Annotated in this window: 19 protein-coding genes and 2 pseudogenes; 11 read left to right on the top strand and 10 right to left on the bottom strand. The window is 67.8% G+C overall.

Annotation, left to right across the window (positions count from 1 at the left end; genetic code table 11):
* The first annotated feature begins 211 nt into the window (after positions 1–211).
* Together JX552_RS06825 and JX552_RS33220 are read left to right on the top strand one after the other, a co-directional pair.
* Positions 212–3,466, top strand: coding sequence for a LuxR C-terminal-related transcriptional regulator (locus tag JX552_RS06825; protein ID WP_205876659.1), 3,255 nt, complete (start codon positions 212–214; stop codon positions 3,464–3,466).
* A 189-nt stretch (positions 3,467–3,655) separates the two neighbouring features.
* Positions 3,656–5,533 carry a PE family protein gene (locus tag JX552_RS33220; protein WP_205876658.1) on the top strand — a complete coding sequence of 626 codons (1,878 nt, stop codon included), beginning with the start codon at positions 3,656–3,658 and terminating at the stop codon, positions 5,531–5,533.
* A gap of 7 nt (positions 5,534–5,540) precedes the next feature.
* On the opposite strand, the gene JX552_RS06815 is transcribed toward JX552_RS33220, so the two are convergent.
* Genes JX552_RS06815 through JX552_RS06805 form a run of 3 tightly spaced genes read right to left on the bottom strand, consistent with a single transcriptional unit; the run spans position 5,541 to position 8,304 of the window.
* Positions 5,541–6,623 (bottom strand): adenosine deaminase, encoded by a 1,083-nt coding sequence (locus JX552_RS06815; RefSeq protein ID WP_205876657.1) that lies wholly within the window; start codon positions 6,621–6,623, stop codon positions 5,541–5,543.
* Positions 6,623–7,906, bottom strand: a complete 1,284-nt coding sequence (locus tag JX552_RS06810; RefSeq protein ID WP_205876656.1) for a thymidine phosphorylase — start codon at positions 7,904–7,906, stop codon at positions 6,623–6,625. Before JX552_RS06810 ends, JX552_RS06815 begins: the two co-directional genes overlap by 1 nt.
* Positions 7,903–8,304: a cytidine deaminase gene (locus tag JX552_RS06805; protein WP_205876655.1), complete on the bottom strand. Its 402-nt coding sequence runs from the start codon at positions 8,302–8,304 to the stop codon at positions 7,903–7,905. The genes JX552_RS06810 and JX552_RS06805 overlap by 4 nt, the downstream gene beginning before the upstream one ends.
* 274 nt (positions 8,305–8,578) lie before the next feature.
* Between JX552_RS06805 and sdhC the strand changes: the two genes are divergently transcribed.
* From sdhC to JX552_RS06780, 5 genes are read left to right on the top strand one after another with little or no spacing between them, the layout of a single operon-like run.
* Positions 8,579–8,917, top strand: a complete 339-nt coding sequence (sdhC, locus tag JX552_RS06800) for a succinate dehydrogenase, cytochrome b556 subunit (protein WP_055576390.1) — start codon at positions 8,579–8,581, stop codon at positions 8,915–8,917.
* Positions 8,914–9,393: a succinate dehydrogenase hydrophobic membrane anchor subunit gene (locus tag JX552_RS06795; RefSeq protein WP_205876654.1), complete on the top strand. Its 480-nt coding sequence runs from the start codon at positions 8,914–8,916 to the stop codon at positions 9,391–9,393. The genes sdhC and JX552_RS06795 overlap by 4 nt, the downstream gene beginning before the upstream one ends.
* Positions 9,394–9,403: 10 nt before the next feature.
* On the top strand, positions 9,404–11,158 hold the full coding sequence (gene sdhA, locus JX552_RS06790) for a succinate dehydrogenase flavoprotein subunit (protein ID WP_205876653.1): 1,755 nt from the start codon (positions 9,404–9,406) through the stop codon (positions 11,156–11,158).
* On the top strand, positions 11,158–11,952 hold the full coding sequence (locus JX552_RS06785; RefSeq protein ID WP_205876652.1) for a succinate dehydrogenase iron-sulfur subunit: 795 nt from the start codon (positions 11,158–11,160) through the stop codon (positions 11,950–11,952). Before sdhA ends, JX552_RS06785 begins: the two co-directional genes overlap by 1 nt.
* A gap of 2 nt (positions 11,953–11,954) precedes the next feature.
* Complete coding sequence (locus tag JX552_RS06780) at positions 11,955–12,815, top strand: SCO6745 family protein (RefSeq protein ID WP_205878281.1); 861 nt, start codon at positions 11,955–11,957, stop codon at positions 12,813–12,815.
* Positions 12,816–12,864: 49 nt separating this feature from the next.
* Here the strand turns inward: JX552_RS06780 and JX552_RS31930 are convergent.
* Positions 12,865–13,284 (bottom strand): annotated as a pseudogene (locus JX552_RS31930) (condensation domain-containing protein); the annotation flags it as partial.
* An 81-nt stretch (positions 13,285–13,365) separates the two neighbouring features.
* Here JX552_RS31930 and JX552_RS06770 point away from each other — a divergent pair.
* A pseudogene (locus JX552_RS06770) lies at positions 13,366–13,977 on the top strand (carboxymuconolactone decarboxylase family protein); the annotation flags it as partial.
* Between the two features lie 74 nt (positions 13,978–14,051).
* On the top strand, positions 14,052–15,443 hold the full coding sequence (locus JX552_RS06765) for a PE domain-containing protein (RefSeq protein WP_205876650.1): 1,392 nt from the start codon (positions 14,052–14,054) through the stop codon (positions 15,441–15,443).
* Here the strand turns inward: JX552_RS06765 and JX552_RS06760 are convergent, their stop codons facing one another.
* Positions 15,444–16,358: a sigma-70 family RNA polymerase sigma factor gene (locus JX552_RS06760; protein ID WP_205876649.1), complete on the bottom strand. Its 915-nt coding sequence runs from the start codon at positions 16,356–16,358 to the stop codon at positions 15,444–15,446.
* 70 nt (positions 16,359–16,428) lie between these two features.
* On the opposite strand from JX552_RS06760, the gene JX552_RS06755 reads away from it, so the two are divergent.
* On the top strand, positions 16,429–17,757 hold the full coding sequence (locus tag JX552_RS06755; protein WP_205876648.1) for an aspartate aminotransferase family protein: 1,329 nt from the start codon (positions 16,429–16,431) through the stop codon (positions 17,755–17,757).
* Here JX552_RS06755 and JX552_RS06750 read toward each other — a convergent pair.
* The 5 genes from JX552_RS06750 to JX552_RS06730 all read right to left on the bottom strand — a co-directional run bounded on the left by JX552_RS06750 (position 17,732) and on the right by JX552_RS06730 (position 22,842).
* A complete protein-coding gene (locus JX552_RS06750; protein WP_205876647.1) occupies positions 17,732–18,172 on the bottom strand; it encodes a YqhA family protein in 441 nt (146 codons plus the stop codon). The two genes, JX552_RS06755 and JX552_RS06750, sit on opposite strands and share 26 nt — an antisense overlap.
* Positions 18,165–19,388: a cytochrome P450 gene (locus JX552_RS06745; RefSeq protein WP_205876646.1), complete on the bottom strand. Its 1,224-nt coding sequence runs from the start codon at positions 19,386–19,388 to the stop codon at positions 18,165–18,167. The genes JX552_RS06750 and JX552_RS06745 overlap by 8 nt, the downstream gene beginning before the upstream one ends.
* Positions 19,385–19,840, bottom strand: coding sequence for a 2,4'-dihydroxyacetophenone dioxygenase family protein (locus JX552_RS06740; protein ID WP_205876645.1), 456 nt, complete (start codon positions 19,838–19,840; stop codon positions 19,385–19,387). Before JX552_RS06740 ends, JX552_RS06745 begins: the two co-directional genes overlap by 4 nt.
* Positions 19,841–19,957: 117 nt before the next feature.
* Complete coding sequence (locus tag JX552_RS06735; protein WP_205876644.1) at positions 19,958–22,249, bottom strand: VIT domain-containing protein; 2,292 nt, start codon at positions 22,247–22,249, stop codon at positions 19,958–19,960.
* On the bottom strand, positions 22,246–22,842 hold the full coding sequence (locus JX552_RS06730; RefSeq protein ID WP_205876643.1) for a MerR family transcriptional regulator: 597 nt from the start codon (positions 22,840–22,842) through the stop codon (positions 22,246–22,248). The genes JX552_RS06735 and JX552_RS06730 overlap by 4 nt, the downstream gene beginning before the upstream one ends.
* 111 nt (positions 22,843–22,953) lie before the next feature.
* Here JX552_RS06730 and dacB1 point away from each other — a divergent pair, with 111 nt between their 5' ends.
* Positions 22,954–24,186, top strand: a complete 1,233-nt coding sequence (dacB1, locus tag JX552_RS06725) for a D-alanyl-D-alanine carboxypeptidase DacB1 (protein ID WP_205876642.1) — start codon at positions 22,954–22,956, stop codon at positions 24,184–24,186.
* Positions 24,187–24,238: the final 52 nt, after the last annotated feature.

The raw sequence follows: 24,238 nt of genomic DNA, 5'->3' as shown, positions 1-24,238 counted from the left end.
TAGTGGCTCGAAAGTTCGATGGACCAACTGTCGCTGGTGGGGCCGCACGCGGGCATCGGTCGTAATACGTATTTCCGGTCGGCGGAGGTCGTAGGTTTGCGTAGCGCACGGCGCTCCCATACGTAGTTCCGCGTACATCCAGTGTTCGGAGCAGCCCAGCACTGGCTAGCATGAGCGGGATCCACCCTCTCTGCGACGGGCCAAAGGGAGCGTGAACGAGTTGCTGCTGACCGGTACGGTGACGCTGCTGGTGGCTGAAATCCAGGATGCGGCGCGGCTGGCCTCGGGGCAGCCTGATGACGTCACGCGCGCGTTTGCGCTGCTGGACAGCACCCTGTCCAGCCTGATCACCACCTATGGCGGTGTCCGATCACCGGGGCAGTGCGAGGACGACAGGTTCGTGGTTGCCTTCGGACGCGCCGGGGACGCGGTGGCCTGCGCGCTGAAATTGCAGTTGACCGACCTGGACCCGGTTCGGCTGCATGTCGGCCTGCACACCGGGGACGCACAGCTGAGCGAGGACGCCAGCAGTTACGTCGGCAGCACGATCAACCGCGCCGGACGACTACGGGACCTGGCACACGGGGGGCAGACGCTGCTGTCGGCCATCACCGCCGACGTGGTCGCCGACCAGCTTCCGGCGAAGGCTTGGCTGAGCGACTGCGGCGCTCACCACCTGCGCGACATGGCACCCCCGGAGCCGGTACACCAGCTGTGCCACCCCGACCTGCGGAACGACTTCCCGCCGCTGTGCACGACACACGGCGGCGGGGCAGCCCCTCTTCCGGTGCACCTGACCAACTTCGCGGGGCGCCGCCGCGAGATGGCAGAGGTCACCAAGATCCTCCGGGAGAACCGTCTGGTAACGCTGATCGGCGGGGGCGGCATCGGCAAAAGCCGGATCGCCGTCCAGGTGGCAGCTCAAACGGCGTCGGCTTTCCCCGACGGCATGTACTACGTCGACCTGGAACCGGTTGCCGGTCCCGAGTTCGCCCCGGCTGCGGTGACACGAGCCCTTGGAGTGCCCGACCAGTCCGGCCGCTCCGTGGACGAGGCGGTGCTCCGTCACCTGGGTCAGCGCCGGGTGCTGATCGTGCTGGACAATTGCGAGCATCTGCTCGACAGCGCCGCTCGGCGGATCGGCGGGCTGCTGCGCTCCTGCCCCGGGGTGACCATGCTCGCCACGAGTCGCGAGCCACTCACCGTTGCCGGCGAAGTGGTCTGGCGGGTGCCGCCGCTGTCGTACGACGACGCGATCGCCCTGTTCACCGGCCGCGCCCGTTCCGCGCGGCCCGATTTCGTTGTCACCGACGACGATGCGGCGTTGGTGGGCGAAATCTGCCGGAGGCTGGACGGGATGCCGCTGGGGATCGAGCTTGCGGCCGCCCGGGTGCGGTCACTGTCGCTTCCGGAGATCGTGTCCGGCCTGGACGACAAGATCCGCCTGCTCACCGGCGGCGCACGCACCGGACTGCGTCGCCACCAGACGTTGCGGGCGTCGATTGCCTGGTCGCATGGGCTGTTGAGCGATGCCGAACAGGTGCTGTTCCGCCGGCTGGGAATCTTCGCCGGGACTTTCGACCTGGAGGCGGCGCACGCCGTCGCCGGGACGGAGGACATGTCCCGCTATCAGGTGCTGGACGCGTTGTCATCGCTGGTCGACAAATCGCTGGTGGCGGCGGACAGTTCACCCGGCCGCACGCGTTATCGGCGGTTCGTGGGAATCGGTCAGTTCGCGATGGAGCGGCTCGCCGAGGCGGAAGAAGTCGACGCTACGCGTACGCGTCATGCCGGGCACTATCTGGCGATGGCGGGGGTGCTCGACAGTCCGGGTCGCAGCGACTACCTCGACCTGCTGCGCCAGATCGAGACCGAGATCGACAACGTGCGTGCCGCACTTGCCTGGTACCGGGAAAGCGCCGCAATCGAATCAGCGCTCATGCTCGCGTCGTCCCTGCAACCGCTGTGGCTGGCCGGCGGCCACATCAACGAAGGTCGACAATGGTTCGAATCCCTTGTCGCACAAGCTAACACAGACGGGATCGAGGTGGACGCCGCGGTCCGGGCGCGAGCGCTCGCCGACAAGGCCGTCCTGAACATGTTCGTCGATGCGCCCGCCAGCATCGAGGAGGCCCAACAATCCCTGCGGATCGCCCGTGAACTCGACGATCCGGCGCTGACGGCGCGCGCCCTCACCGCGTGCGGGTTGACCGCCGGCTTCAACTACCAGACGAGTCCGGTCGAAGACTACTTCGCCGAGGCCGCGGACGTGGCCCGCGCTCTGGGTGACCGGTGGCGGCTCAGCCAGATCCTCAGCTGGCAGAGCAGCGCCGCAATCGTCGCCGGGGACGGTAACGCGGCGCACGCGCTGGGCAGCGAAGGACGGGACCTGGCCGACCTGATTGGCGACCGGATCGGTTCGCGTCAGTGCCGCTTGGCGGTGGCCTATGCGCAGTTGTGGCAGGGCGACCTGGACGGGGCGACCGCACAGTTCGGCGAGCTTGTCGAGGAGGGACCCAATGCAGACGTCTTTACGTCGCTGGGCCTGAAAGGCCTGGGCGATGCGCTGGCTTATCAAGGCGACGTGAGCGGCGCGCGGGCGGCCAGCGAAGCCGCGATCGATGGGGCCGCCGAAATCGGCGAATACTTTGTCGGGCTTGGCTATTCGACGCTGGTATTGGCCGCTCTGGCCGGCGGGGACGTCGGCTCGGCTACCGAGGCGGACAAGAAGACCTGGCAGAATCTGGGGGTCCAACCGCAGACCGCCAATTTCTGGCTCGCCGTCCGGGCCGAAGTTCACCTGGCGAACGGAGACGTCGAGGTCGCCCGCCAATGTGTTGATGAGGGCGTGGCAACGACCTCGGGCTGGCACCTTTCGTTGGCACTGACCACCCGCAGCCGTGTTGCGATGGCGCAAGGTGAACCCGAACAGGCCCGCCGCGACGCATACGACGCGCTGACGTGCGCCGCCGAGGTCGGGGCCCACAACTGTGTTCCGCCCGTACTGGAATGCCTGGCACGCATGGCCCTCGACGACGCCAATCACCGCGAGGCTGCAAGGCTTTTCGGCGCGGCCGACGCGCAGCGGCGGCGCTCCGGCTCGATGCGGCTGAAAATCTACGACGACGACTACCACGCGTCGGTCGAAGCCCTGCGCGCCGCGATGGGTGACGACGAGATGGCGGCCGCCTGGGCAGAGGGCGCTGCCCTGTCCACCTCCGACGCAATCACTCACGCGCAACGCGGCCGCTCCGAGCGCAAACGCGCAAGCAGCGGCTGGCCATCCCTGACCCGGGCCGAGCTGGACGTGGTGCGCCTTGTGGGGGAAGGACTTTCCAACCGCGATATCGCCGAACGGCTCTTCGTCTCACCGCGCACCGTACAGACGCATCTGACCCACGTCTACACCAAACTCGGTTTCAATTCGCGGGTGCAACTCGCTCAAGAAGCGGTCCGCAATTCCTGAAGCCGAGAACGCGTCTTAAGGAAATCGATCACACCAATTGGTGTCACCAAGACCGACGTCAAATAACAAGCGGCTGTTGATGACTGGGACTTGGAGATAGTTGGCCAACACAAGAATGCGTGATGCCGTCAGGGATTACCATTCCGTTCTGCCAATGCTCACTGCCGGGGATGAGAGGTAGCTACTGCCATGTCGTTTCTTGTTGTATCGTCCGGATGCTTGACGGAAGCGGTCGGCGATTTCGCCGGGATCGGTTCGGCGATCAACGCCGCCAGCGTCGCGGTGGCGGCGCCCACGACAGACTTGATCGCCGCCGGCGGGGACGAAGTGTCCGAGCGGATCGCGGCATTGTTCTCCGCCCACGCGCGCGCCTATCAATCGCTCAGCGCCGAGGCCGCCGCGTTTCATGATCGGTTCGTCCGGGCGTTGACAGCGGGCGCGGGGGCGTACACCTCCGCGGAGGCCGCCAACGCCTCACCGCTGGAACTCGTCCAGCAGCAAGCGCTCGGGGTGATCAACGCGCCTACGCAGGCTCTGCTGGGCCGCCCGCTGATCGGCGATGGCGCCGCCGGGCAGACGGTCAACGGGGTCGGCCAGGCAGGCGGGGCAGGCGGCATCCTATGGGGCAACGGCGGTCGCGGCGGCGACTCCACCGCCGCCGGACGCGCGGGCGGCGCCGGCGGCGCGGCGGGGTTGTGGGGCGCCGGTGGTGGCGGCGGCACCGGCGGCGCGGGTGGTGCGGGCGGCACCGGCGGGTCCGGTGGGTGGCTCTATGGCAACGGCGGCACGGGCGGCACCGGCGGGATCGGGTTGGCCGGTGTCAATGGTGGCCATGCCGGCATGGGTGGTAACGGCGGCAATGCGGTCGGGCTGTTCGGCGACGGAGGCGCCGGCGGGACGGGCGGCGCCGGAATGGCTGGCGCGAACGGCGTCAACCCGATACCAGGCCCGACGGCAGCCACCGGTGCCGATGGCCAAGATCAATTTCAACAAATTGGGACGTTCGCCGCCGGTGACGGCGCTACTGGGGGGAACGGCGGGCCGAGCGGCACCGGCGGAACGGGCGGCAAAGGCGGCTTTGCGGGCATCTTCCTCGGCGGCAGTGGCGAAGTTACCGGCGGTGCCGGTGGTAACGGAGGCGCCGGTGGCACGGGCGGCGCCGGGGGTGCGGGCGGTGACGGGACCACCGGAGACGGCGTGGGTATCGGCGGGGCCGGCGGTAACGGCGCTGATGGCGGGGTTCCGGGCGGCTCGGGCGGTGCGGGCGGTCCAGGCGGAGGCGCCAGGGGATCATCTGCTGCCATGGGTGGGCCCTGCGGCCACGGCGGTGACGGCGCCGACGGCGCGGCAAGCGGCGCCGGTGGCGCCGGAGGCGCTGGCGGCAACGGCGGGGCCGGCGGCATGTTCGCCGGCAACGGCGGCGCCGGCGGATCCGGGGGCGTAGGGGGGGCGGGCGGCACGGGTGGCTCTGGCGGCGCCGGCGGGGCCGGTGGATCCTTCGATCCGAATACCTTCAACGCCGGAGGCACAAATGCTCGCGGCAGTATCGGCGGTGACGGCGGCAACGGCGGAGACGGTGCCTCCGGTGGTATCGGTGGCACCGGAGGCGCCGGCGGCGCCGGCGGAGCCGCCGCGGGGCTCTTCGGTAGCGGCGGTAGTGGTGGCCTCGGCGGCAACGGGGGCATCGGCGGTGGTGGCGGCAACGGCGGCGCCGGCGGGAACGGCGGGAACGGCGGCTCCGCGGTGAGCGGTGTTAGTGGCGCACTGTACGGCGGCGACGGCGGTCTCGGCGGTGGTGGCGGCGCCGGCGGCAATGGCGGTGACGGCGGCAGCGCAGGCGTCGGCGGCAGCGGCGGCGCTGGCGGCCTGCTGATGGGCTCATCGGGCGTCAGCGGTACCGCGGGCACCGGCGCAGCCGGTGGTACCGGCGGCACCGGCGGCACCGGCGGAACCGGCAACGTCGGCGGCAAGGCTTTCCGCTTTGGTGGCACGGGGCCGGCGATCGACGGGCTGACGGGCGCCAACGGCACAAGCGGCTCAGGTGGTATCGACGGCGCACCGGGCTGATAACGCCTCAGCCGATCAGCACCGCATACCGCGGCTTGATCACCTCGTCGATGATGGCCAGCCGCTCGTCGAAGTGGATGAACGCCGACTTCATCGCGTTGATGGTAAAGCGCTGCAGGTCGGTCCAGCCGTAACCGAACGCCTCCACCAGCCGGTGCATCTCCTGACTCATCGTGGTGTCGCTCATCAGCCGGTTGTCGGTATTGACGGTCACCCGAAAACGACTGCGCGCCAACAGATCGAACGGATGCTCGGCGATGCTGGCCACCGCGCCGGTCTGCACGTTGGAGCTCGGGCATAACTCCAGCGGAACGCGCTTGTCCCGCACGATCGCGGCCAGGCGGCCCAACGCGACCGCGCCGTCGGGGTCAACCTGTATGTCGTCGACGATGCGCACCCCGTGGCCCAGCCGATCGGCCCCGCAGAACGCGATCGCCTCATGAATGGACGGCAACCCGAACGCCTCGCCCGCGTGAATCGTGAAGCGCGCGTTGTGATCCCGCATATATTCGAAGGCGTCCAGGTGTCGCGTCGGGGGATGCCCGGCTTCGGCGCCGGCGATGTCGAATCCGACCACTCCCCTGTCGCGGAATCGGATCGCCAGCTCGGCGATCTCCCGCGACATCGCGGCGTGGCGCATCGCGGTCACCAGGCAGCGGACCTTCAACGGCGTACCGGCGGCGGCGCACACCTGCTCCCCCGCCGCGAAACCAGCCAGCACCGCGTCCACGACCTCGTCGAACGACAGCCCCCGATTGATGTGCAACTCGGGGGCGAACCGGATTTCGGCGTACACCACCGAATCTGCGGCCAGGTCCTCCACGCACTCGTAGGCGACCCGGTACAGCGCCTCGGGAGTCTGCATGACGGCCACGGTGTGCGAGAACGGCTCGAGGTAGCGCTCCAGCGAACCGCTGTGCGAGCGGGTGCGAAACCACGTCGCCAGCTCCAGCGCGTCGGTGGTCGGCAGCCCGTCGTATCCGACCTCCCCGGCGATCTCCAGCACCGTCGCCGGGCGCAGCCCGCCATCCAGGTGATCGTGCAGCAGGGCCTTGGGGGCCTGCCGAATCTGTTCGAGGGTCAGGTTCATCACGTGATCCGATCGATAATCAACGGCCTGGGCGCGAGCGGGTTGTCGCCCACGCTGAAGGCACCGTCCAATTCCGCCAGCGCGGGAGCGAGGCGTTCCGGGGTCTCGGTGTAGAGCGTGAACAACGCCTCTCCCGCCGCGACCGGCTCGCCCGGTCGCCGGTGGATTCTGATGCCGGCGCCGTACTGTACCCGCGCCCCCGGCCGGGATCTGCCCGCACCGAGACGCCAGGCCGCCAACCCCACTGCCATCGCGTCGATGTCGCCCATTGTGCCGCCCCGGGCGGCCGTCACGGTTTCCGAATACCGACCAATCGGCAACGGTTTCGACAAATCACCGCCCTGGGCGGCCACCAGACGGGCAAACCGATCCATCGCGGTGCCGTCGCGCAACGTCTGCGCCGGATCCACACCGTCGACACCGACCAGCTCCAGCATCTCGGCGGCCAGCCGCAGGGTCAGCTCCACCACGTCCGGCGGGCCGCCGCCAGCGAGCACCTCCAGCGACTCCTGCACCTCGACGGAATTACCGACGGTCCGGCCCAGCGGACAATGCATGTCGGTCAGCAGAGCACGGGTGGGCACGCCGTGCGCGATGCCCAACTCGACCATGGTGTGAGCCAGTTCCCGGGAACGCGCTTCGGGTTTGAGGTAGGCACCCGAGCCGACTTTGACGTCGAGCACCAGCGCACCCGCTCCCTCGGCCAGCTTTTTGCTCATGACCGAACTGGCGATCAACGGCAGCGACTCGACGGTGCCGGTGATGTCGCGCAGCGCATACAGCTTGGCGTCGGCCGGCGCCAGTTCGCCCGCGGCGAAGATGGCGGCACCGACGTCGCGCAGTTGTTCGCGCAACCGCTCGTTGGACAGGTTCGCGCTGAACCCGGGGATGGATTCGAGCTTGTCCAGGGTGCCCCCGGCGTGCCCGAGGCCGCGCCCGGCCGCCTGCGGAACCGCTGCGCCACAGGCGGCGACGACGGGCACCACCGGCAGCGTGATCTTGTCGCCCACTCCTCCAGTGGAATGCTTGTCGACGGTGGGCAACCGCAGATCGGTGAAATCCATCCGAGGGCCCGACGCCAGCATGGCCGCCGTCCAGCGGGCGATCTCGTCACGATCCATGCCACGCAGAAAGATCGCCATCAGCAGTGCCGACATCTGTTCGGGCGCCACCGTGCCGTCGGTGTAGGCCGCGATCACCCAGTCGATGGCCGGGTCGGACAACCGGCCGCCGTCCCGCTTGGTGCGGATCACGGTCGGCGCATCGAATGCGAACTCGCTCAACGGGAGTCCCGAAAAAGATCGTCGGGACCGAAGGCATCGGGTAGCAGGTCCCCGAGGGCACGGGCACCGGCCGGATGGTCGATCAACATCTCCGGGCCGCCGTGTTCCAGCAGCACCTGCCGGCAGCGGCCGCAGGGCATCAACTGCGCGCCGCCGGAGTCCACGCACGCCAGCGCCCGCAACCGGCCACCCCCGGTGGAATGCAGCGCACACACGACGCCGCATTCGGCACAAAGACCAAGCCCATATGAGACATTCTCCACATTGCAGCCGGTCACAATCCGGCCGTCGTCGACCAATGCCGCCGCACCGACCCGGAACCGGGAATACGGCGCATAGGCGCCGACTGAAGCCTCAATTGCCTTGTCCCGCAGGATCTTCCAATCGACGTCAGACATCCGCAACCCCGCTCGCAGTTGGGCTCGCTCAACCAGACCACCCTAGCCCGGCCGTTACACACGATGTGGATCACATCGTGGCGCTACCGCGGGCAACCTTCGCCGGGCTAAGCTCGCGATTGCCCGGCGATAGCCGCCTATCAGCCGGTTTCCCAATGGCGTGAATGAGGTGAGCACTCAGGTGGCGTTGAATACGACAACCACGGATCCGCCCGTTTCGGACTCGTCGCGCAAGCGCAAGCCACCGAGGACTCTCTACCGCGGAGACCCCGGCATGTGGGCGTGGGTGCTACACCGCATCAGCGGCGCCACGATCTTCTTCTTCCTGTTCGTCCACGTTCTCGACTCGGCGGTGTTGCGGGTCAGCCCGCAGGCGTACAACACGGTGCTGGCGGACTACAAGACGCCCATCGTCGGCCTGATGGAGTACGGATTGGTGGCCGCGGTGGGCTTCCACGCGCTCAACGGGATCCGGGTCATCCTGATCGACTTCTGGTCCGAAGGCCCGCGCTACCAACGCCGGATGTTGTGGATCGTCGCCGTGACATTCCTGGTGATGTTGGTGATGGCCGGCGTGGTGACCGGCATCCACATGTGGGAGCACTTCAAATGAGCAGCCCCGACCGTCAACTGGGTCTTCAAGAAGGGCCAGGCCAGACCGCGCCGGTCAAACAACGCAGCTACTACCGCCCGGCCAGCCTGGACAACCCGCGGTCACCGCGCCGCCGCGCCGGTATCCCCAACTTCGAGAAGTTCGCCTGGCTGTTCATGCGCTTCTCCGGCATCGCACTGGTGTTCCTGGCCGTCGGCCACCTGTTCATCATGCTGATGTGGGACAACGGCGTGTACCGCATCGACTTCAACTACGTGGCGCAGCGATGGGCCTCACCCTTCTGGCAGGTGTGGGACCTGCTGCTGCTCTGGCTGGCACAGTTGCACGGCGGCAACGGGATTCGCACCATCATCGACGACTACAGCCGCAAGAACATCACCCGGTTCTGGCTCAACGCACTGCTGACGGTGTCGATGGTGTTCACGCTGATGCTCGGCACCTATGTGCTGATGACGTTCAACCCCAACATCTCCTGAAAGGCGCGCCGTGATCGAGCAACACCGATACGACGTGGTGATCGTCGGCGCCGGCGGCGCCGGCATGCGTGCCGCGGTCGAGGCAGGCCCGCAGGTCCGCACGGCGGTGCTCACCAAGCTCTACCCGACCCGCAGCCACACCGGCGCGGCCCAGGGCGGTATGTGCGCCGCGCTGGCCAACGTCGAGGAGGACAACTGGGAGTGGCACACCTTCGACACCGTCAAGGGCGGCGACTACCTCGCCGACCAGGACGCGGTGGAGATCATGTGCAAGGAGGCGATCGACGCCGTCCTTGACCTCGAGAAGATGGGGATGCCGTTCAACCGCACCCCCGAGGGCCGCATCGACCAGCGCCGCTTCGGCGGCCACACCCGCGACCACGGCAAGGCCCCGGTCCGGCGGGCCTGTTACGCGGCCGACCGCACCGGCCACATGATCCTGCAGACGCTGTACCAGAACTGCGTCAAGCACGACGTGCAGTTCTTCAACGAGTTCTACGCACTGGATCTGGCTCTCACCCAGACCCCGACCGGCCCGGTGGCCACCGGAGTGGTGGCCTACGAACTGGCCACCGGCACCATCCATGTCTTCCACGCGAAGGCGATCGTGCTGGCGACCGGCGGCTCCGGCCGGATGTACAAGACCACCTCCAACGCGCACACCCTGACCGGCGACGGCATCGGCATCGTGTTTCGCAAGGGGCTTCCGTTGGAGGACATGGAGTTTCATCAGTTTCACCCAACCGGTCTGGCCGGGCTGGGCATTCTGATCTCCGAGGCGGTGCGCGGCGAGGGCGGCCGGCTGCTCAACGGCGAGGGCGAACGCTTCATGGAGCGCTACGCCCCGACCATCGTCGACCTGGCCCCGCGTGACATCGTCGCCCGCTCGATGGTGCTCGAAGTGCTGGAGGGCCGCGGCGCCGGCCCGCACAAGGACTACGTCTACATCGACGTCCGTCACCTCGGTGAAGACGTGCTGGAAGCCAAGCTGCCCGACATCACCGAATTCGCCCGCACCTACCTCGGGGTGGACCCGGTGAAAGAACTGGTGCCGGTCTACCCGACCTGTCACTACGTGATGGGCGGCATCCCGACCACGGTCACCGGACAGGTGTTGCGCGACAACACCAATACGGTGCCGGGGTTGTTCGCGGCCGGCGAGTGCGCGTGTGTGTCGGTGCACGGCGCCAACCGGTTGGGCACCAACTCGCTGCTGGACATCAACGTCTTCGGCCGCCGCGCCGGCATCGCGGCGGCGCATTACGCGAAGAGCCACGACTTCGCCGACATGCCGCCGGACCCCGCGGCCATGGTGGTCGGGTGGGTGCGCGACATCCTCTCCGAACACGGCAACGAACGGGTCGCCGACATCCGCACCGCCCTGCAGCAGTCGATGGACAACAACGCCGCGGTGTTCCGCACCGAGGAGACGCTGAAACAGGCACTCACCGACATCCACGCGCTCAAGGAGCGGTACTCCCGAATCACCGTGCACGACAAAGGGAAACGCTTCAACAGCGACCTGCTGGAGGCCATCGAACTGGGCTTTCTGCTGGAGCTCGCGGAGGTCACCGTGGTCGGCGCGCTCAACCGCAAGGAGTCCCGCGGCGGCCACGCCCGCGAGGACTACCCCAACCGCGACGACGTCAACTACATGCGGCACACCATGGCTTACAAGGAAGGCACCGACCTGCTCAGCGACGTCAGGCTGGACTTCAAACCCGTCGTGCAGACCCGCTACGAGCCGAAGGAGCGGAAGTACTGATGACCGAGGCCCCCGCGGTTGCTGACACGATGGATCCGCCATTGCCACCGGTTCCCGAAGGCGCGGTGATGGTGACTCTCAAGATCGCCCGATTCAACCCCGATGACCCCGACAAGTTCGCGGCCACCGGTGGCTGGCAGAGCTTCCGGGTGCCGTGCCTGCCCAGTGACAGGCTGCTGAACCTGCTGCTCTATATCAAGGGCTACCTGGACGGGACGCTGACGTTCCGGCGCTCCTGCGCGCACGGTGTCTGCGGCTCGGACGCCATGCGGATCAACGGGTTGAACCGGCTGGCGTGCAAGGTGTTGATGCGCGATCTGTTGCCGAAAAAGCCCGGCAAGAAGCTGACCATCACGGTCGAACCGATCCGTGGCCTGCCCGTGGAGAAGGACCTCGTGGTCGACATGGAGCCGTTTTTCGATGCCTACCGCGCGATCAAGCCGTACCTGATCACCACGGGCAATCCCCCTACGCGGGAACGCATTCAGAGCCCCACCGACCGCGCCCGCTACGACGACACCACCAAGTGCATCCTGTGCGCCTGCTGCACCACCAGTTGCCCGGTGTTCTGGTACGAGGGCAGCTACTTCGGTCCGGCGGCGATCGTCAACGCCCACCGGTTCATCTTCGACAGCCGCGACGAGGCGGCCGCTCAGCGCCTCGACATCCTCAACGAGGTGGACGGGGTGTGGCGCTGCCGCACCACGTTCAACTGCACCGAGGGCTGCCCGCGCGGCATCCAGGTGACCAAGGCCATCCAGGAGGTCAAGCGCGCGGTGATGTTCTCGCGGTGAGTCTGCAACGAACTCCTGAGCTCGCCCGGCAGTTCTACAACCGCTTCGAGCCGATCCACGCGCTGACCTATTTCGCGCCCGAGGTCCGGTCGACCTTGGACGGCGTGGGTTATCGCGGGTTCTGGATGGGGTACTTCGCCGCGCGTTCGGCGCCCCTGGGCGCGGTGCCGCCAGAGGTCGTCACGGCGGTGTTCTACAACTTCGCGCACGCACGGGTGGCCAAGTCGCTGCCGGCCGCGTGGGAAATCGCCGGACCTGATCTCGCGTTACGCGCCCGCCAGGAGTCCGCCGCCGCGGCCTTGCGCCGGTGTGGCGTCACCGATGACGACAACGTCGTCACCGCAGCCGAATTGGCTGTCCGGGCCGCGCAGGGGGCGCCGGTCGACGGACGGGCGCTGTTCGCGGCCAACGTCGCGCTGGTGGTGCCGTCGGAGCCGGTCGCCGCGCTGTGGCACGCCACGACCCTGCTGCGCGAGCATCGCGGCGACGGCCATGTGGCCGCACTGGTGGCCGCGGGTATCTCGGGACGCGAGTCGAACGTCTTCCACACCGCGGCCAGCGCGGTGTCCGAGGAGTTCATGAAGCGTTCCCGCCACTACGACGACGACGAGTGGAAAGCCTGCCGGCAGCGCCTGGCCGACCGCGGTCTACTCGACGCTCACGGCTCGTTGACCCCGGAGGGACACGAGCTCAAAAACCACCTGGAGACGACCACCGACGCGCTGGCGCTGCGCGTGTTCGACGGTCTCGGCGACGACGAACTGCACGCCTTGTTCAGCGCGCTGACGCCGGTCGCGCGGACGGTGATCGCCGCCGGCGACGTGCCCGCCGCCACACCCATGAGTGCCCGCCTCGACTTCTAGCGTTGAAGTCAACGTCCGGGGCCAGCGACGCGCCGTCCCTGGCGGCCGCGTACGCCGCCACCAGCGCCTCGATCACGCCGTTCCACGACTCCTCGTCCACGCACAGGCGGCTCGCGGTCAGCACCAACCGATCGGGTGTGCCGGGCAGCAGCGACACCGCGAACAGCCGACCGGTGCGCATGTCGTAGCTGGCGCGCTGGCGGGCGATCACCTCGGGCACCGTGACACCGGGCGGCTCCACCGCCCAGCTCCAGCTGCCGCCGGGACGCGACAGCCAGCGGTCGCGACTGGGCTCGAACACCGCACCGAGAACGGGATTGGCCTCGAAGACGGCGTCCACCGCGGCGCGGATGCCGGTCTGGTCCAGCCGCGAATCGGCGATCAAGACCTCCTCGTGCGCCCAGTCCTCGAGTTCTGTCAGTTGCCGAAAATCGGTAAAAGCCCAATACGACGACGTTGCGTGCTCCACCGGTCCAGAGTCCCCTGTGGCACTTGGAGGATTCTTGGGGAATTCTTGTCGGGCGCTCTGTCACACCTCCGGAGGCTGTCTCGTCTGAAAGGTATGACTCAGAAGACACGAATCGAACCCCTGTCACCCAAGCGCGCCGGAGCGCTGGTGCGCGCCATGTACCGCGTCGCCAAGCGGCGCTTCGGCGAGGTGCCCGAGCCGTTCACCGTCGCCGCGCACCATCGGCGGCTGCTGGTCGCCAACGCCGTGCACGAGACGATGGTGCAGAAAGCATCGCGGACCTTGCCGGCTAGCGTGCGCGAGTTGGCGGTGTTCTGGACCGCGCGGACCATCGGATGCTCGTGGTGCGTGGACTTCGGGGAGATGTTGCAGCGGCTGGATGGCCTGGATACCGACCGGTTGAGGACGATCGATGACTATGCGACTTCGCCGCTGTTCTCCGGCGACGAGCGCGCCGCCATCGCCTATGCCGACGCCATGACCACCGACCCGCACTCGGTGACCGACGAGCAGGTCGAGGACCTGCGGGTCCGCTTCGGCGAGGCAGGGGTGATCGAGCTGACCTATCAGATAGGTATTGAGAACATGCGGGCGCGGATGTACGCGGCGCTGGGCATCACCGAGCAGGGCTTCACCTCCGGGGACGCGTGCCGGGTGCCGTGGGCGGATTCGTCGGAATCGTTCAAAATGTGAACTAAATCGGGAACGAACTCGTAGCATTTGGCACAGTCCTAGCTTGTCGGGCCCACCGGGGAATGGAGCCACCGATGTCGTCTTATGTGATCGCTGCACCGGAAGCATTCGACTTGGCGTCGGGCCAGCTGACCGAGATCGAGCAGGCGATCAGAGAGGCCGCGGCTGCAGCGGCTCCGTCGACGACGAGGATCGCCGCCGCGGCGGCCGACGAGGTGTCGGCGGCGATCGCCAAATTCTTCGGCAGCTACGCCGCTGAGTTGCAGACGCTGGCCGCGAAGACGACGCAACTGCAAGCCGAGTTCGAGCGCGCGCTGAGCGGGGCCGGGGCGGCGTACGCGGCCGCTGAGGCCGCGAATGCCTTGCCACTTCTGGCCCAGGCCGAAAGTTTCTTTGCGCCGATCCAATCTCAGCTCGCCCGCGACGTCGCGACGGTGGCAGCATTGCTGAACTGGGGCACCAACGCGGTGGGCCTGGGTGGGCTGCTGAAGTTCCCGTCCACCGTGGCCTTCGCGGGACCCGACGGAGTGACGGGGGTCAGGATCGGGTTCTCCTTCGTACCGATTCCCCTCGGCGAGGCATCCTTCCTGGGGATACCACTCGGGCAGATCAGCTACCCAGCCCCCGCGCTGTGGTACTTCCCGACGCAGGCGGGCGGATCGGTGAACGCCACCGGCACCACCTATCTGCAGCACGGCTTCGGCGCCATCGGATGGCTGTACCAACCGTTGGCCATGGAGTTGGCGACGCAGACCAACAGCGTCGTCGTCGCTCCCACCATTCCGTCGATTCCGCTGCCATTCGGCATCTGGCTGAGCAGTCCGCAGATGCAGCAGGGGGTGGGCTCGTTGTTCCTGGGCAGCCAGCCGGTGCTCAATGTCAGCGCCAGCCAGGCCGGTTTTGTCGGCACGCTGCCGCAGGACTTCGTTCTGACCGGACACTCCGCCGGCGGCAATCTCGCCACGATGGCGGCCAGCAACTACCTGACCCTCGGGGGGAACGCCGGCCTCCTCAAAGGGGTGGTGATGTTCGACGGGGTGGCCAACAACGCCGCTGCCTTCGGTGGTGCGATAGCGAATCTGCAGGCGGCGAATATCCCCGTCTACACGGTGGCCGCGCCACCGCAGCCGTGGAATGCGTTCGGCGCCACCACCAGTCAGCTGGCCAGCCTGTACCCCGGCCAATTCAGCGGGGTCACACTTGTCGGCGGCTCGCATGTCGACTCCATGCTCGGCGACGGCCCCGTCATCGACCTCGTCCTTCAGTTGGTGACCGGGTTCTCCCCACCGGGCAACACCGCGGCGGTGTACACACTGGCCACGGGCTGGATCAACGACATGTACGCCGGGTTCGGCCCGACCAATCCGATGTACGGCATCTACGGGCCGGGGCCCACTAACGCTTACGTGCCGCCCGGCGGCCAGCAGATCACCCTGGGTCAGGCCACCGGGATCGTCCTGCCGTAATCACCGATCCGTCCGCAGCGGCGACCCGGTGAACTTGTCGGGGTTGGCGATATCCCACAGCGCGACCACCTTACCGTCGCGCACCGTCATCGCGGTGATCCGCGGCGCCATCTCGCGATGGCCACCTTCGGCGGGGAAACCCGTTGTGTAGGAACCTAATTCGCCGTTGATCAGGGCCAGGTGGTTGGCGGTGTAGAAGGCGTCGCCGTAGCGGCGGGCCAGGCCCATCATGAACCGGACCACCTTGTCCGCACCGCGGATGGTCTGAACCGCTGTGGGGGCCTTGCCGTTGGAGTCGCCGGTGAAGGTCACGTCGGGGTGCAGGAGCGAAACCACGGTGTCCAGATCGCCGGCGGCCATCGCGGCCATCAGCCGGCCGACCACCTCGGCATGCGCGGGATCGGGTTCGGGTGGCGGCGCCGTGGCGACGGCCTTGCGGGCGCGCGACGCCAGTTGCCGCGCTGATGCCTCGCTGATGCTCAGTACGTCGGCGACCTCGGCGAACGGCACGGCGAAACCATCGTGCAACACGAAGGCCACCCGCTGATCGGGGCGCAGGCGCTCGAGCACCACCATGGCCGCGAACCGGGCGTCCTCGGCGGACACCACGGCCGACAACGGGTCGGCTGCTTGAGCGTCCGAGAAGCCCGTGACGACCGGTTCCGGCAGCCAGTTGCCGGTATAGCTTTCGCGCCGGTGCGCAGCCGAGCGCAACTTGTCCAGGCCCAGCCGGCTCACCACCGTCGTCAGCCAGGCCCGCAGGTCGTTGATGACGCCGTCCTGGGTGCTCCAGCGCAGCCAGGCCTCCTGGACGATGTCTTCGGCGTCGGCCACGGTTCCGGTGAGCCGGTAGGCGACCGACATGAGATGCGGTCGCAGCGACTCGAATTCGTTGACCTGCGTGGTCGCGACCATGATCCGAGCGTAACGCCGCGCGTCGGTGCCGTTGGCTGTGGCGTGGTACCGGATCCCTAACATCGGTGAGATGAGCAACCTCTGGCTGCATTTCACCCGACACGGTCCGGACTTCACCCCGCCGGTGATCACCCGGGGCGAAGGGGTGACCATCTTCGACGACCGCGGCAAGAGCTACCTCGACGCGCTGTCCGGGTTGTTCGTGGTGCAGGTCGGTCACGGCCGCGCCGAACTCGCCGAGGTCGCCGCCCGGCAGGCGGAGACGCTGGCCTTCTTCCCACTCTGGGGATACGCCACTCCCACAGCGATCGAACTCTCCGAACGCGTCGCCGGCCACGCGCCCGGCGATCTGAACCGGGTGTTCTTCACCACCGGCGGCACCGAAGCCGTCGAAACTGCCTGGAAAGTCGCCAAACAGTACTTCAAGCTGACCGGCAAACCCGGTAAGCACAAGGTGATTTCACGCTCGGTCGCCTACCACGGCACCACCCAGGGCGCGCTGGCGATCACCGGCCTGCCGAAGTTCACGGCGCCCTTCGAACCGGTGACGCCGGGGGGTTTCCGGGTGCCCAACACGAACTTCTACCGCGCACCCGAACCGTATTCGGCGGACACGAAAGCCTTCGGCCAGTGGGCCGCCGACCGCATCGCCGAGGCCATCGAGTTCGAGGGACCCGACACCGTCGCGGCGGTGTTCCTGGAACCGGTGCAGAACGCCGGCGGCTCCATTCCCCCACCGCCGGGCTATTTCGAGCGGGTCCGCGAGATCTGCGACCACTACGACGTGCTGCTGGTGTCCGACGAGGTGATCTGCGCCTTCGGCCGGATCGGGTCGATGTTCGCGTGCGACGACTTCGGCTACGTGCCGGACATGATCACCTGCGCCAAGGGTCTGACGTCGGGTTACGCCCCGCTGGGCGCGATGATCGCCAGCGACCGACTCTTTGAGCCGTTCAACGACGGCAAGACGATGTTCCCGCACGGCTACACCTTCGGCGGGCATCCGGTGTCGACCGCTGTCGCGCTGGCCAACCTCGACATCTTCGAGCGCGAAGGCCTCAACGACCGTGTCAAGGAGCTGTCCCCCGCCTTGAGGTCCACGTTGGAGAAGCTCTACGACCTGCCCATTGTCGGCGACGTACGGGGCGAGGGGTTCTTCTTCGGCATCGAACTCGTCAAGGACCGGGCAACCAAGCAGACCTTCCCCGACGAGGAACGCTCCGCGCTGCTCGGCCAGGTGTCGTCGGCGATGTTCGAAGCCGGCTTGTACTGCCGCACCGACGATCGCGGCGATTCGGTGATCCAGCTGGCACCGCCACTGATCAGCGGTCAGGCCGAATTCGACACCATCGAGTCGATCCTGCGCGACGTGCTCAAGTCCGCTCACCCAGCCGGATGAACACCGCAAGGGCGACGGTGACCACCGCTGTCGCCGTGCCGACGTACAGCGTCTCCAAGGCGCCGGTCAGCAACATGCGCTCGACGAATTTGATGACGACGATGACCACCAGGACCTGGATGATCGGTCGCTTCAGATCGCCGAGATTGTGCACGGTCAGCCACTCGGGCAGGTGAAGGTCGGCGACGAAGAGCTCGAAGAGACCCAGCGCCACGATGAGTTGCACGGTCGCCAGCAGAAACAGGTCGACGACTTCCAGCAGGCTGATCACCGCGGAATCCTGGCGCCATCCCCCATGGGCCAACACCACAACAAGGTCCACGACGCGTCCAGAGGCCCATAGCAACGTCACCAGGGTCGTCACTGCCAACCCGCAGACGGCGATGACGATCAGGAAGCGGAGACGTTCAAACACCAGACGCACGACGGGATCCGGTCAACGTGATGGGCAGGCGCTTCAGCGAGTTGTTCAGGTTGGAGCGGATCCGCACCGGCTCGCCGCTGAGCTCGATGCGCGGGAAGGCGGCCAACAGCTCTTCGAAGAAGACGCGGGCCTCGAGTCTGGCCAGGTGCGCACCCAGGCAGAAGTGAGCACCCATCCCGAACGACAGGTGCGGGTTGGGATGGCGGTGGATGTCGAACGACTGGGCGTCTTCGAAGACGGTTTCGTCGCGATTGGCGGACGTGTAGTACATCGCCACCTTCTCGCCGGCCTTGATCCGGGTGCCTCCGAGCTCGGTGTCCACGAGCGCGGTGCGCCGAAAGTAGTGCAGTGGGTTGTCATATCGGACGATCTCCTCGACCGCGCGTGCAATGAGCGACGGATCGGCTCGGAGTTCGGCCAGCTGGTCGGGGTGCCGCAGCAGGGTCAGCAGACCCGACGACAGCATGCCTTTGGTGGTGTCGTTGCCCGCGGTGACCAGCTGCACGAAGAAGCCGCCGAATTCCAGGTCGGTCATCGGCCGGCCGCCGAAGTCGCCGTGGAGGATGGCTGAGGTCAGGTCGTCGGTCGCAGCGGTCGTCCGACGTACGACGGCCAACTCCATTGCGTAGGCGGCCATCTCGGCGCCACCCTCGCCGTTGCCGTACTCCGGGTCCTGACTGGACGTGATGCGCTCAGCCAGCTGCTGCAGGTAGGGCCAATCCGGCCGGGGCAGGCCGAAGAACTCCCCGATCACGTGGGTCGGCAGCGGAGCGGCGACCTGGTGGACGAACTCGACCTCCCCGTGTTCTCGGGCGCGCGCCATGATGGCGCGACAGATGGCGCGGACCTGCTGCTCGAGCCGAGCTATCGCGCGGGGGCGGAATTGCGGCGACAAGGGCGCCCGGTAGGCGTGGTGACGGGGCGGGTCCATGGCCGCCAACATGTTTCGCATCCTGCCCAGCGTCACGGGCGGTAGGTCTTCGATGACGATGCCGCCCTCGGCGGCCGAAAAGACCTCCGGGTGGCGGGCGACCTCGACCACGTCGGCGTGACGCAGCACGGCCCAGAATCCGGGCTCACCGTTCATCGGTTGCCAGTGCACCGGATCCGTGTGCCGCAACGCCGTGAGCGCTTCGTGCGGAACGCCGTTGACGAAGGCATCCGGGCTGGCCAGGTTGACGACATCGGATGCGGTCGGAGTGCTCATCCGATCAGCACCTGGGGGCGGGGCAGACCGGCGGCATCGCACAATGACAGGTAGTTCGCAAGGGTGCTGGTAGCGTCATAGACGCTCTCGATGTTGCCGTCCGCGTCGAGATTGAGGTTGGCGCCGTAGATCTGGAACCACACATGGGTGTCGTCCTCGAGTACCTGCAGCGTGTGGATGGAACCGGCGGGTTCGTACAGGAACGATCCCGCACGATTGACGTAGCTGTACTCCTGGTATCGCCAGGCTCCCGAGGTGGTGTAGGCGTACACCGGCCCGGTGTGTTTGTGCCGCTTCACCTCATAGCCCGCCCGGAACTTGTTCTCCACGATCCACAGGCCCTCGGCCGCCCTGACCTGGATCACCTTGAGTAACGAGCCGTCACCGACGTCGACGAACGGCAGTTCGTCGGCCCCGACATGCACGGCGGCGGGGACGTCGACCATCCTCATCGGACCATCGTCATCTGGCAAGCCTCCTAACGAAACACGATGAGACCACAATATATGCAATAGATTACATGTCAATATTTTCGTGAATTGATTTGCGCTAGATGGCTCGCCCCCTCGTCACCTCCAGAAGCGCCGCTTGCCCGGCCGCTCCGACATAGTCCGCTTGACCGCGTCGATCTGCACCAGAACCTGCCGGCCCTGCGGGCCGGTCGGCTGCTTCAGGAACCGCGCCAGCGCGGCACACAGCTGGTCGAGCGCGTCCCGCAACTCGGGGTCGGTGGCGGCGTCGCGATGCCGCTTCAACTCCTCGAGCACCGCGTCCAGACCGGACCGCCGCACCTGGGTTCCCTTCTCCACCTGCTTGAGCAGCTTGTCCAGCGGTCGCAGCGGGGCGGGCTTGGTGGCGGCCGCCTGTTCGGGCGCACCGCCGGCCGGCGGCGGCATCGCGCCCGCGGGTGCGGGCATGATGCCCTCCGGTGCGGGCATCGCGACGGCCCTTGCCGCAACCGCGTAGGCCCCGCCCGATGGGGCATACCCCACATTCGTCGCCCACCCCGAGGGCTGCTCGACGGGCTGGACGACCTCGGTCAGCGGCCCAGCGTCGGTGCGCTCGGGATCGACCGCGACGAAGGCGGTGAAGCGCGAGAGCACACCGAAGCGCACGGAATGGGCGACCAGCCGCGCGGCCAGCTCGTCGTCGGCGGAGTACGAGGCGTAGTCGTCCTCCAGGTCACGCACCACCGACCGGGCCCAATTGGTCTGCACGGCAACAGCTTCCGGGGCGACACGGGCAGGCAGCGTGGTGGCGAACGAGTCGTCGGCCTCGACGCGGAACGTCGCATCCCCGCAACCGCGGTAGCGACCGGAGATCACGCACGGGATGCCCGCGAAAGCATCGGGCGACCTGCCGGGAGTGACGGTGCCGTCAAGCAGTGACACTCCCTCGGCGCGCACCCGTAGCGAGGTCAGCGCCGGACGCCCGATGGTCCGGGCCAGCCGCGCCATCACCTCGTCCAGCCGTTCCTCGGACTCCACCAGCTCCGACCGGCCGTGACCCAGCCCCGCAAGCCGGTCGAGAAAACCGGCGTTGACGGCGCGGTCGATGCCCACACAGTAGATGCGCGTCCGCCCGACGGCGTGCGCCAGCGTCCGCAACAGATGGTCCTCGCCGGTGATCTGCCCGTCGGTCACCAGCACAACGCTGGCCTCGCGATCGTCGCCGGTTCCGGACAGGATGTCGACCGCCTGGTATAGGGGCTCGGCCATCACGGTCCCGCCGCGGCTTTCCAGCGAACCCAGCCACGACGCGGCGGCAAACCGGTTGCGGTCGGTCGCGTCCAGCAGACCGCCACCTAGGCCCGCGGGCACGTCGATTCGATCGTCGAAAGCCAGCACGCAGAACCGGTCGGCGCTGTCGAGCATGTCCACGATCCGGCCCGCGGCCCGCCGGGCGGCGATCATCTTCCAGCCGTCCATCGAGCCGGAGCGGTCCAGTAACACCACGACATCGCGGGGCGCACTGGACGTCTGCACCGGAGGCACCAGCGTCACCGACCAGGTGCCCTCGTCTCCTTCGGTGTCCGGGACCATTAAGGCCGACGACGAGAGCTCGCTGCGGTCGACCCTGAAGCGCAGCACGAAGTCGCGGTCCGCGCGTGCGCCAGGCTGCAGCTGCAATCGGGTAACCCCGTCGGCTTCGCCGACAGCGGTCGGCAGCGAGGACCGCAGTTCTGAGACCGCGAACCCGGCCCCGTCCAGACTCAGCGAGATCTGCAGTTCGGGACGCTCGTCGGAGTCCAGCAGACGCGGCGGGGTCACCCGGGATGCGTCGGGAACCGCATCGGTGTCAGGGGCCAAGCCGCTGCCGGTCTGGTCACCGGGCACCGCCGTCCCGGTGGTGTAGCGCGGGGCGACCACCAGCGGAAAGCGGAAGGTCGCTTCGCCGTCTTCGAACGACAGTGGGCCGGTCAACCGCATCTCGATGGTGGCTTCCTCGCCGGGCCCGAGGTTGCCCACCCGCACCGAGAACACGTCCGAGCGGTCCTCCTCCACGATCGCGGCGCGCTGGCCGGACACCAGCGCCTGTTCATAGTCCGCCCGGGCCTGCCCGCGTTCCTTGAGTACACCGATCACCCGGCGTCCGGCCAGCTCCGCGGAAAACTCGGTCACACCGGCGCGCGCCGGCAGTGGGAACACATAGGTGGCCTCGATCGTGGTGTCGCCGGCGTTGACGAATCGCTGTCGCACTCTGGAACTGGCCGTCATGCCGACCAGCGCGGTCTCGACGTGCAGCGCCTTCAGCGGTAGGGGCCGGCCGTCGCCGGCGCTCAGTTGAGCGCAGCCGGGCCGGCCGGCCCGAATCGGTTGCGCGGTTTCGACGGGAAGCAGCGGCAACAACTCAGCACTCATCGGGATTCCTTTCCTGGATTGGCGAGCAGGTCCAACAGCGGCGCGGCGGCGCGGCGCAGGGAGTCCAGTGCAGGTAACGGCCCGTCGACGAGCAACGTGACAGTGTCGGACAGCCGGACGGCCTGCAAGGGGGTGACGGTCGGCGCGGGAGCCGCGTCGGGGACGGCTTCGGGAGCGGCGTCGGGAACTGCGCGCCAGAATGCTCCGGCCGCGCGCGCGGGTTCTGCAGCCGGCTCCGGATCTCCCAGTCCGGCCGGCAGCGCGCTGTCGGGGATGGCGGCCAGCTCCTCGACCTGCGCCGAAGACATGGCGGCCAGGCGCTCGGCGATCTCGTCCAGCGACAGGCCCCGGCCCTGCAGGCGCTTGATGGCGACCAGCCGCACCAGGTGCGTGCGCCCGTAGATCAGGGCCCGGCCCCGGTTTCCGGGCCGGGGCAACAACCCGCGCGCCGTGTAGTAGCGCACCATGCGCTCGGCCGGGACGGCCTTGGCCTGACGGTTGTCCGGCGCTGCGCCGGAGGCCCGCACGGCCTCGGCGGCCGCAGCGGCGAATTCGGGCAAGGTGAGCAGTTCCATAACACCTGACAGTGTCATCTATTAATTCGACACTGTCAAATACTGACGCCTCGGGTATGCAACTTCCGCTACACCAGTCACAGCGCGGCGTCCGGCGATCGGCGCGCCGATCCCCTAATCTGCTCAGCGATGCCCTTCACACGGACCTCTTTACGCGCAGCGTCGTGCCTGGCCGCAGCGGTTTTCGCGATCAGCGGGTCAGGCGCGCCGGCCAACGCCGAGCCCAGCGCCGAAGTGAATCCACAGGCCGCCAACTGCCCCTACAAGATCAACACCCCACCGGCGGTCGACTCCTCCGAGGTACCCCGCGCCGGCGAACCGCCACTGCCGCTGGCCCTGCCGCCGACTCCGGTAGGCGGCAATGCGCTGAGCAGTTGCGGCATCGTGGCCGCGCCCGACACTCCCCCGGTGCCCGGCGACATCTCCGCCGAGGCGTGGCTGGTCGCGGACCTCGACAGCGGCGCCGTCATCGCCGCCCGTGATCCGCACGGCCGGCACCGCCCCGCCAGCATCATCAAGGTCCTGGTCGCAATGGCGTCCATCAACGCGTTCAGCCAGAACAAGGCCGTCCCGGGAACCGACGACGACGCGGCCGCCGAGGGCACCAAGGTCGGCGTGGACGCCGGCGGCACCTACACCATCAACCAGTTGCTGCACGGCCTGCTGATGCACTCCGGCAACGACGCCGCCCACGCGCTGGCCATGCAACTCGGAGGCATGCAGCAGGCACTGGAGAAGCTCAACGTGCTGGCCACCAAGCTGGGCGGCCGGGACACCCGGGTCGCCACGCCGTCCGGGCTGGACGGCCCCGGCATGAGCACCTCGGCCTACGACATCGGGCTGTTCTACCGGTACGCCTGGCGCAACCCCGTCTTCGCCGACATCGTTGCGACCCGCACCTTCGACTTCCCCGGCCACGGCGACCATCCCGGCTACGAACTGGAGAACGACAACCAGTTGCTCTACCACTACCCGGGAGCGATGGGCGGCAAGACGGGCTACACCGACGACGCCGGTCAGACCTTCGTGGGCGCGGCCAATCGCAACGGCCGGCGCCTGATGGCGGTGCTGTTACACGGCACCCGCCAGCCGATCGCTCCGTGGGAGCAGGCCGCACACCTGCTCGATTATGGGTTCAGCACCGCTCAGGGCACCCAGGTGGGCTCGCTGATCGAGCCCGACCCTTCGCTGGTGACCAAGGAGAGTCCGGCCAGTCGGGCACCCGACAGCAACCAGGCCGCAGGTCTGATGTCCTCGGCGGACTCGCTGCCGATACGCGTCGGCGTAGCCGTCATCGGCACCGTGATCGTGTTCGGATTGATCCTGGTGGCGCGCTCGATGAACGGCCGCGCACAGCACTGAGACCCGCTGTATCGCTCGTTGTTTGCCCGCAATGGCCGCCACTTTCGCGGCG

Source organism: Mycobacterium gordonae, from assembly GCF_017086405.1.
Classification (GTDB): domain Bacteria; phylum Actinomycetota; class Actinomycetes; order Mycobacteriales; family Mycobacteriaceae; genus Mycobacterium; species Mycobacterium gordonae_D.
This window is presented reverse-complemented; position numbering and strand designations above follow the sequence as displayed.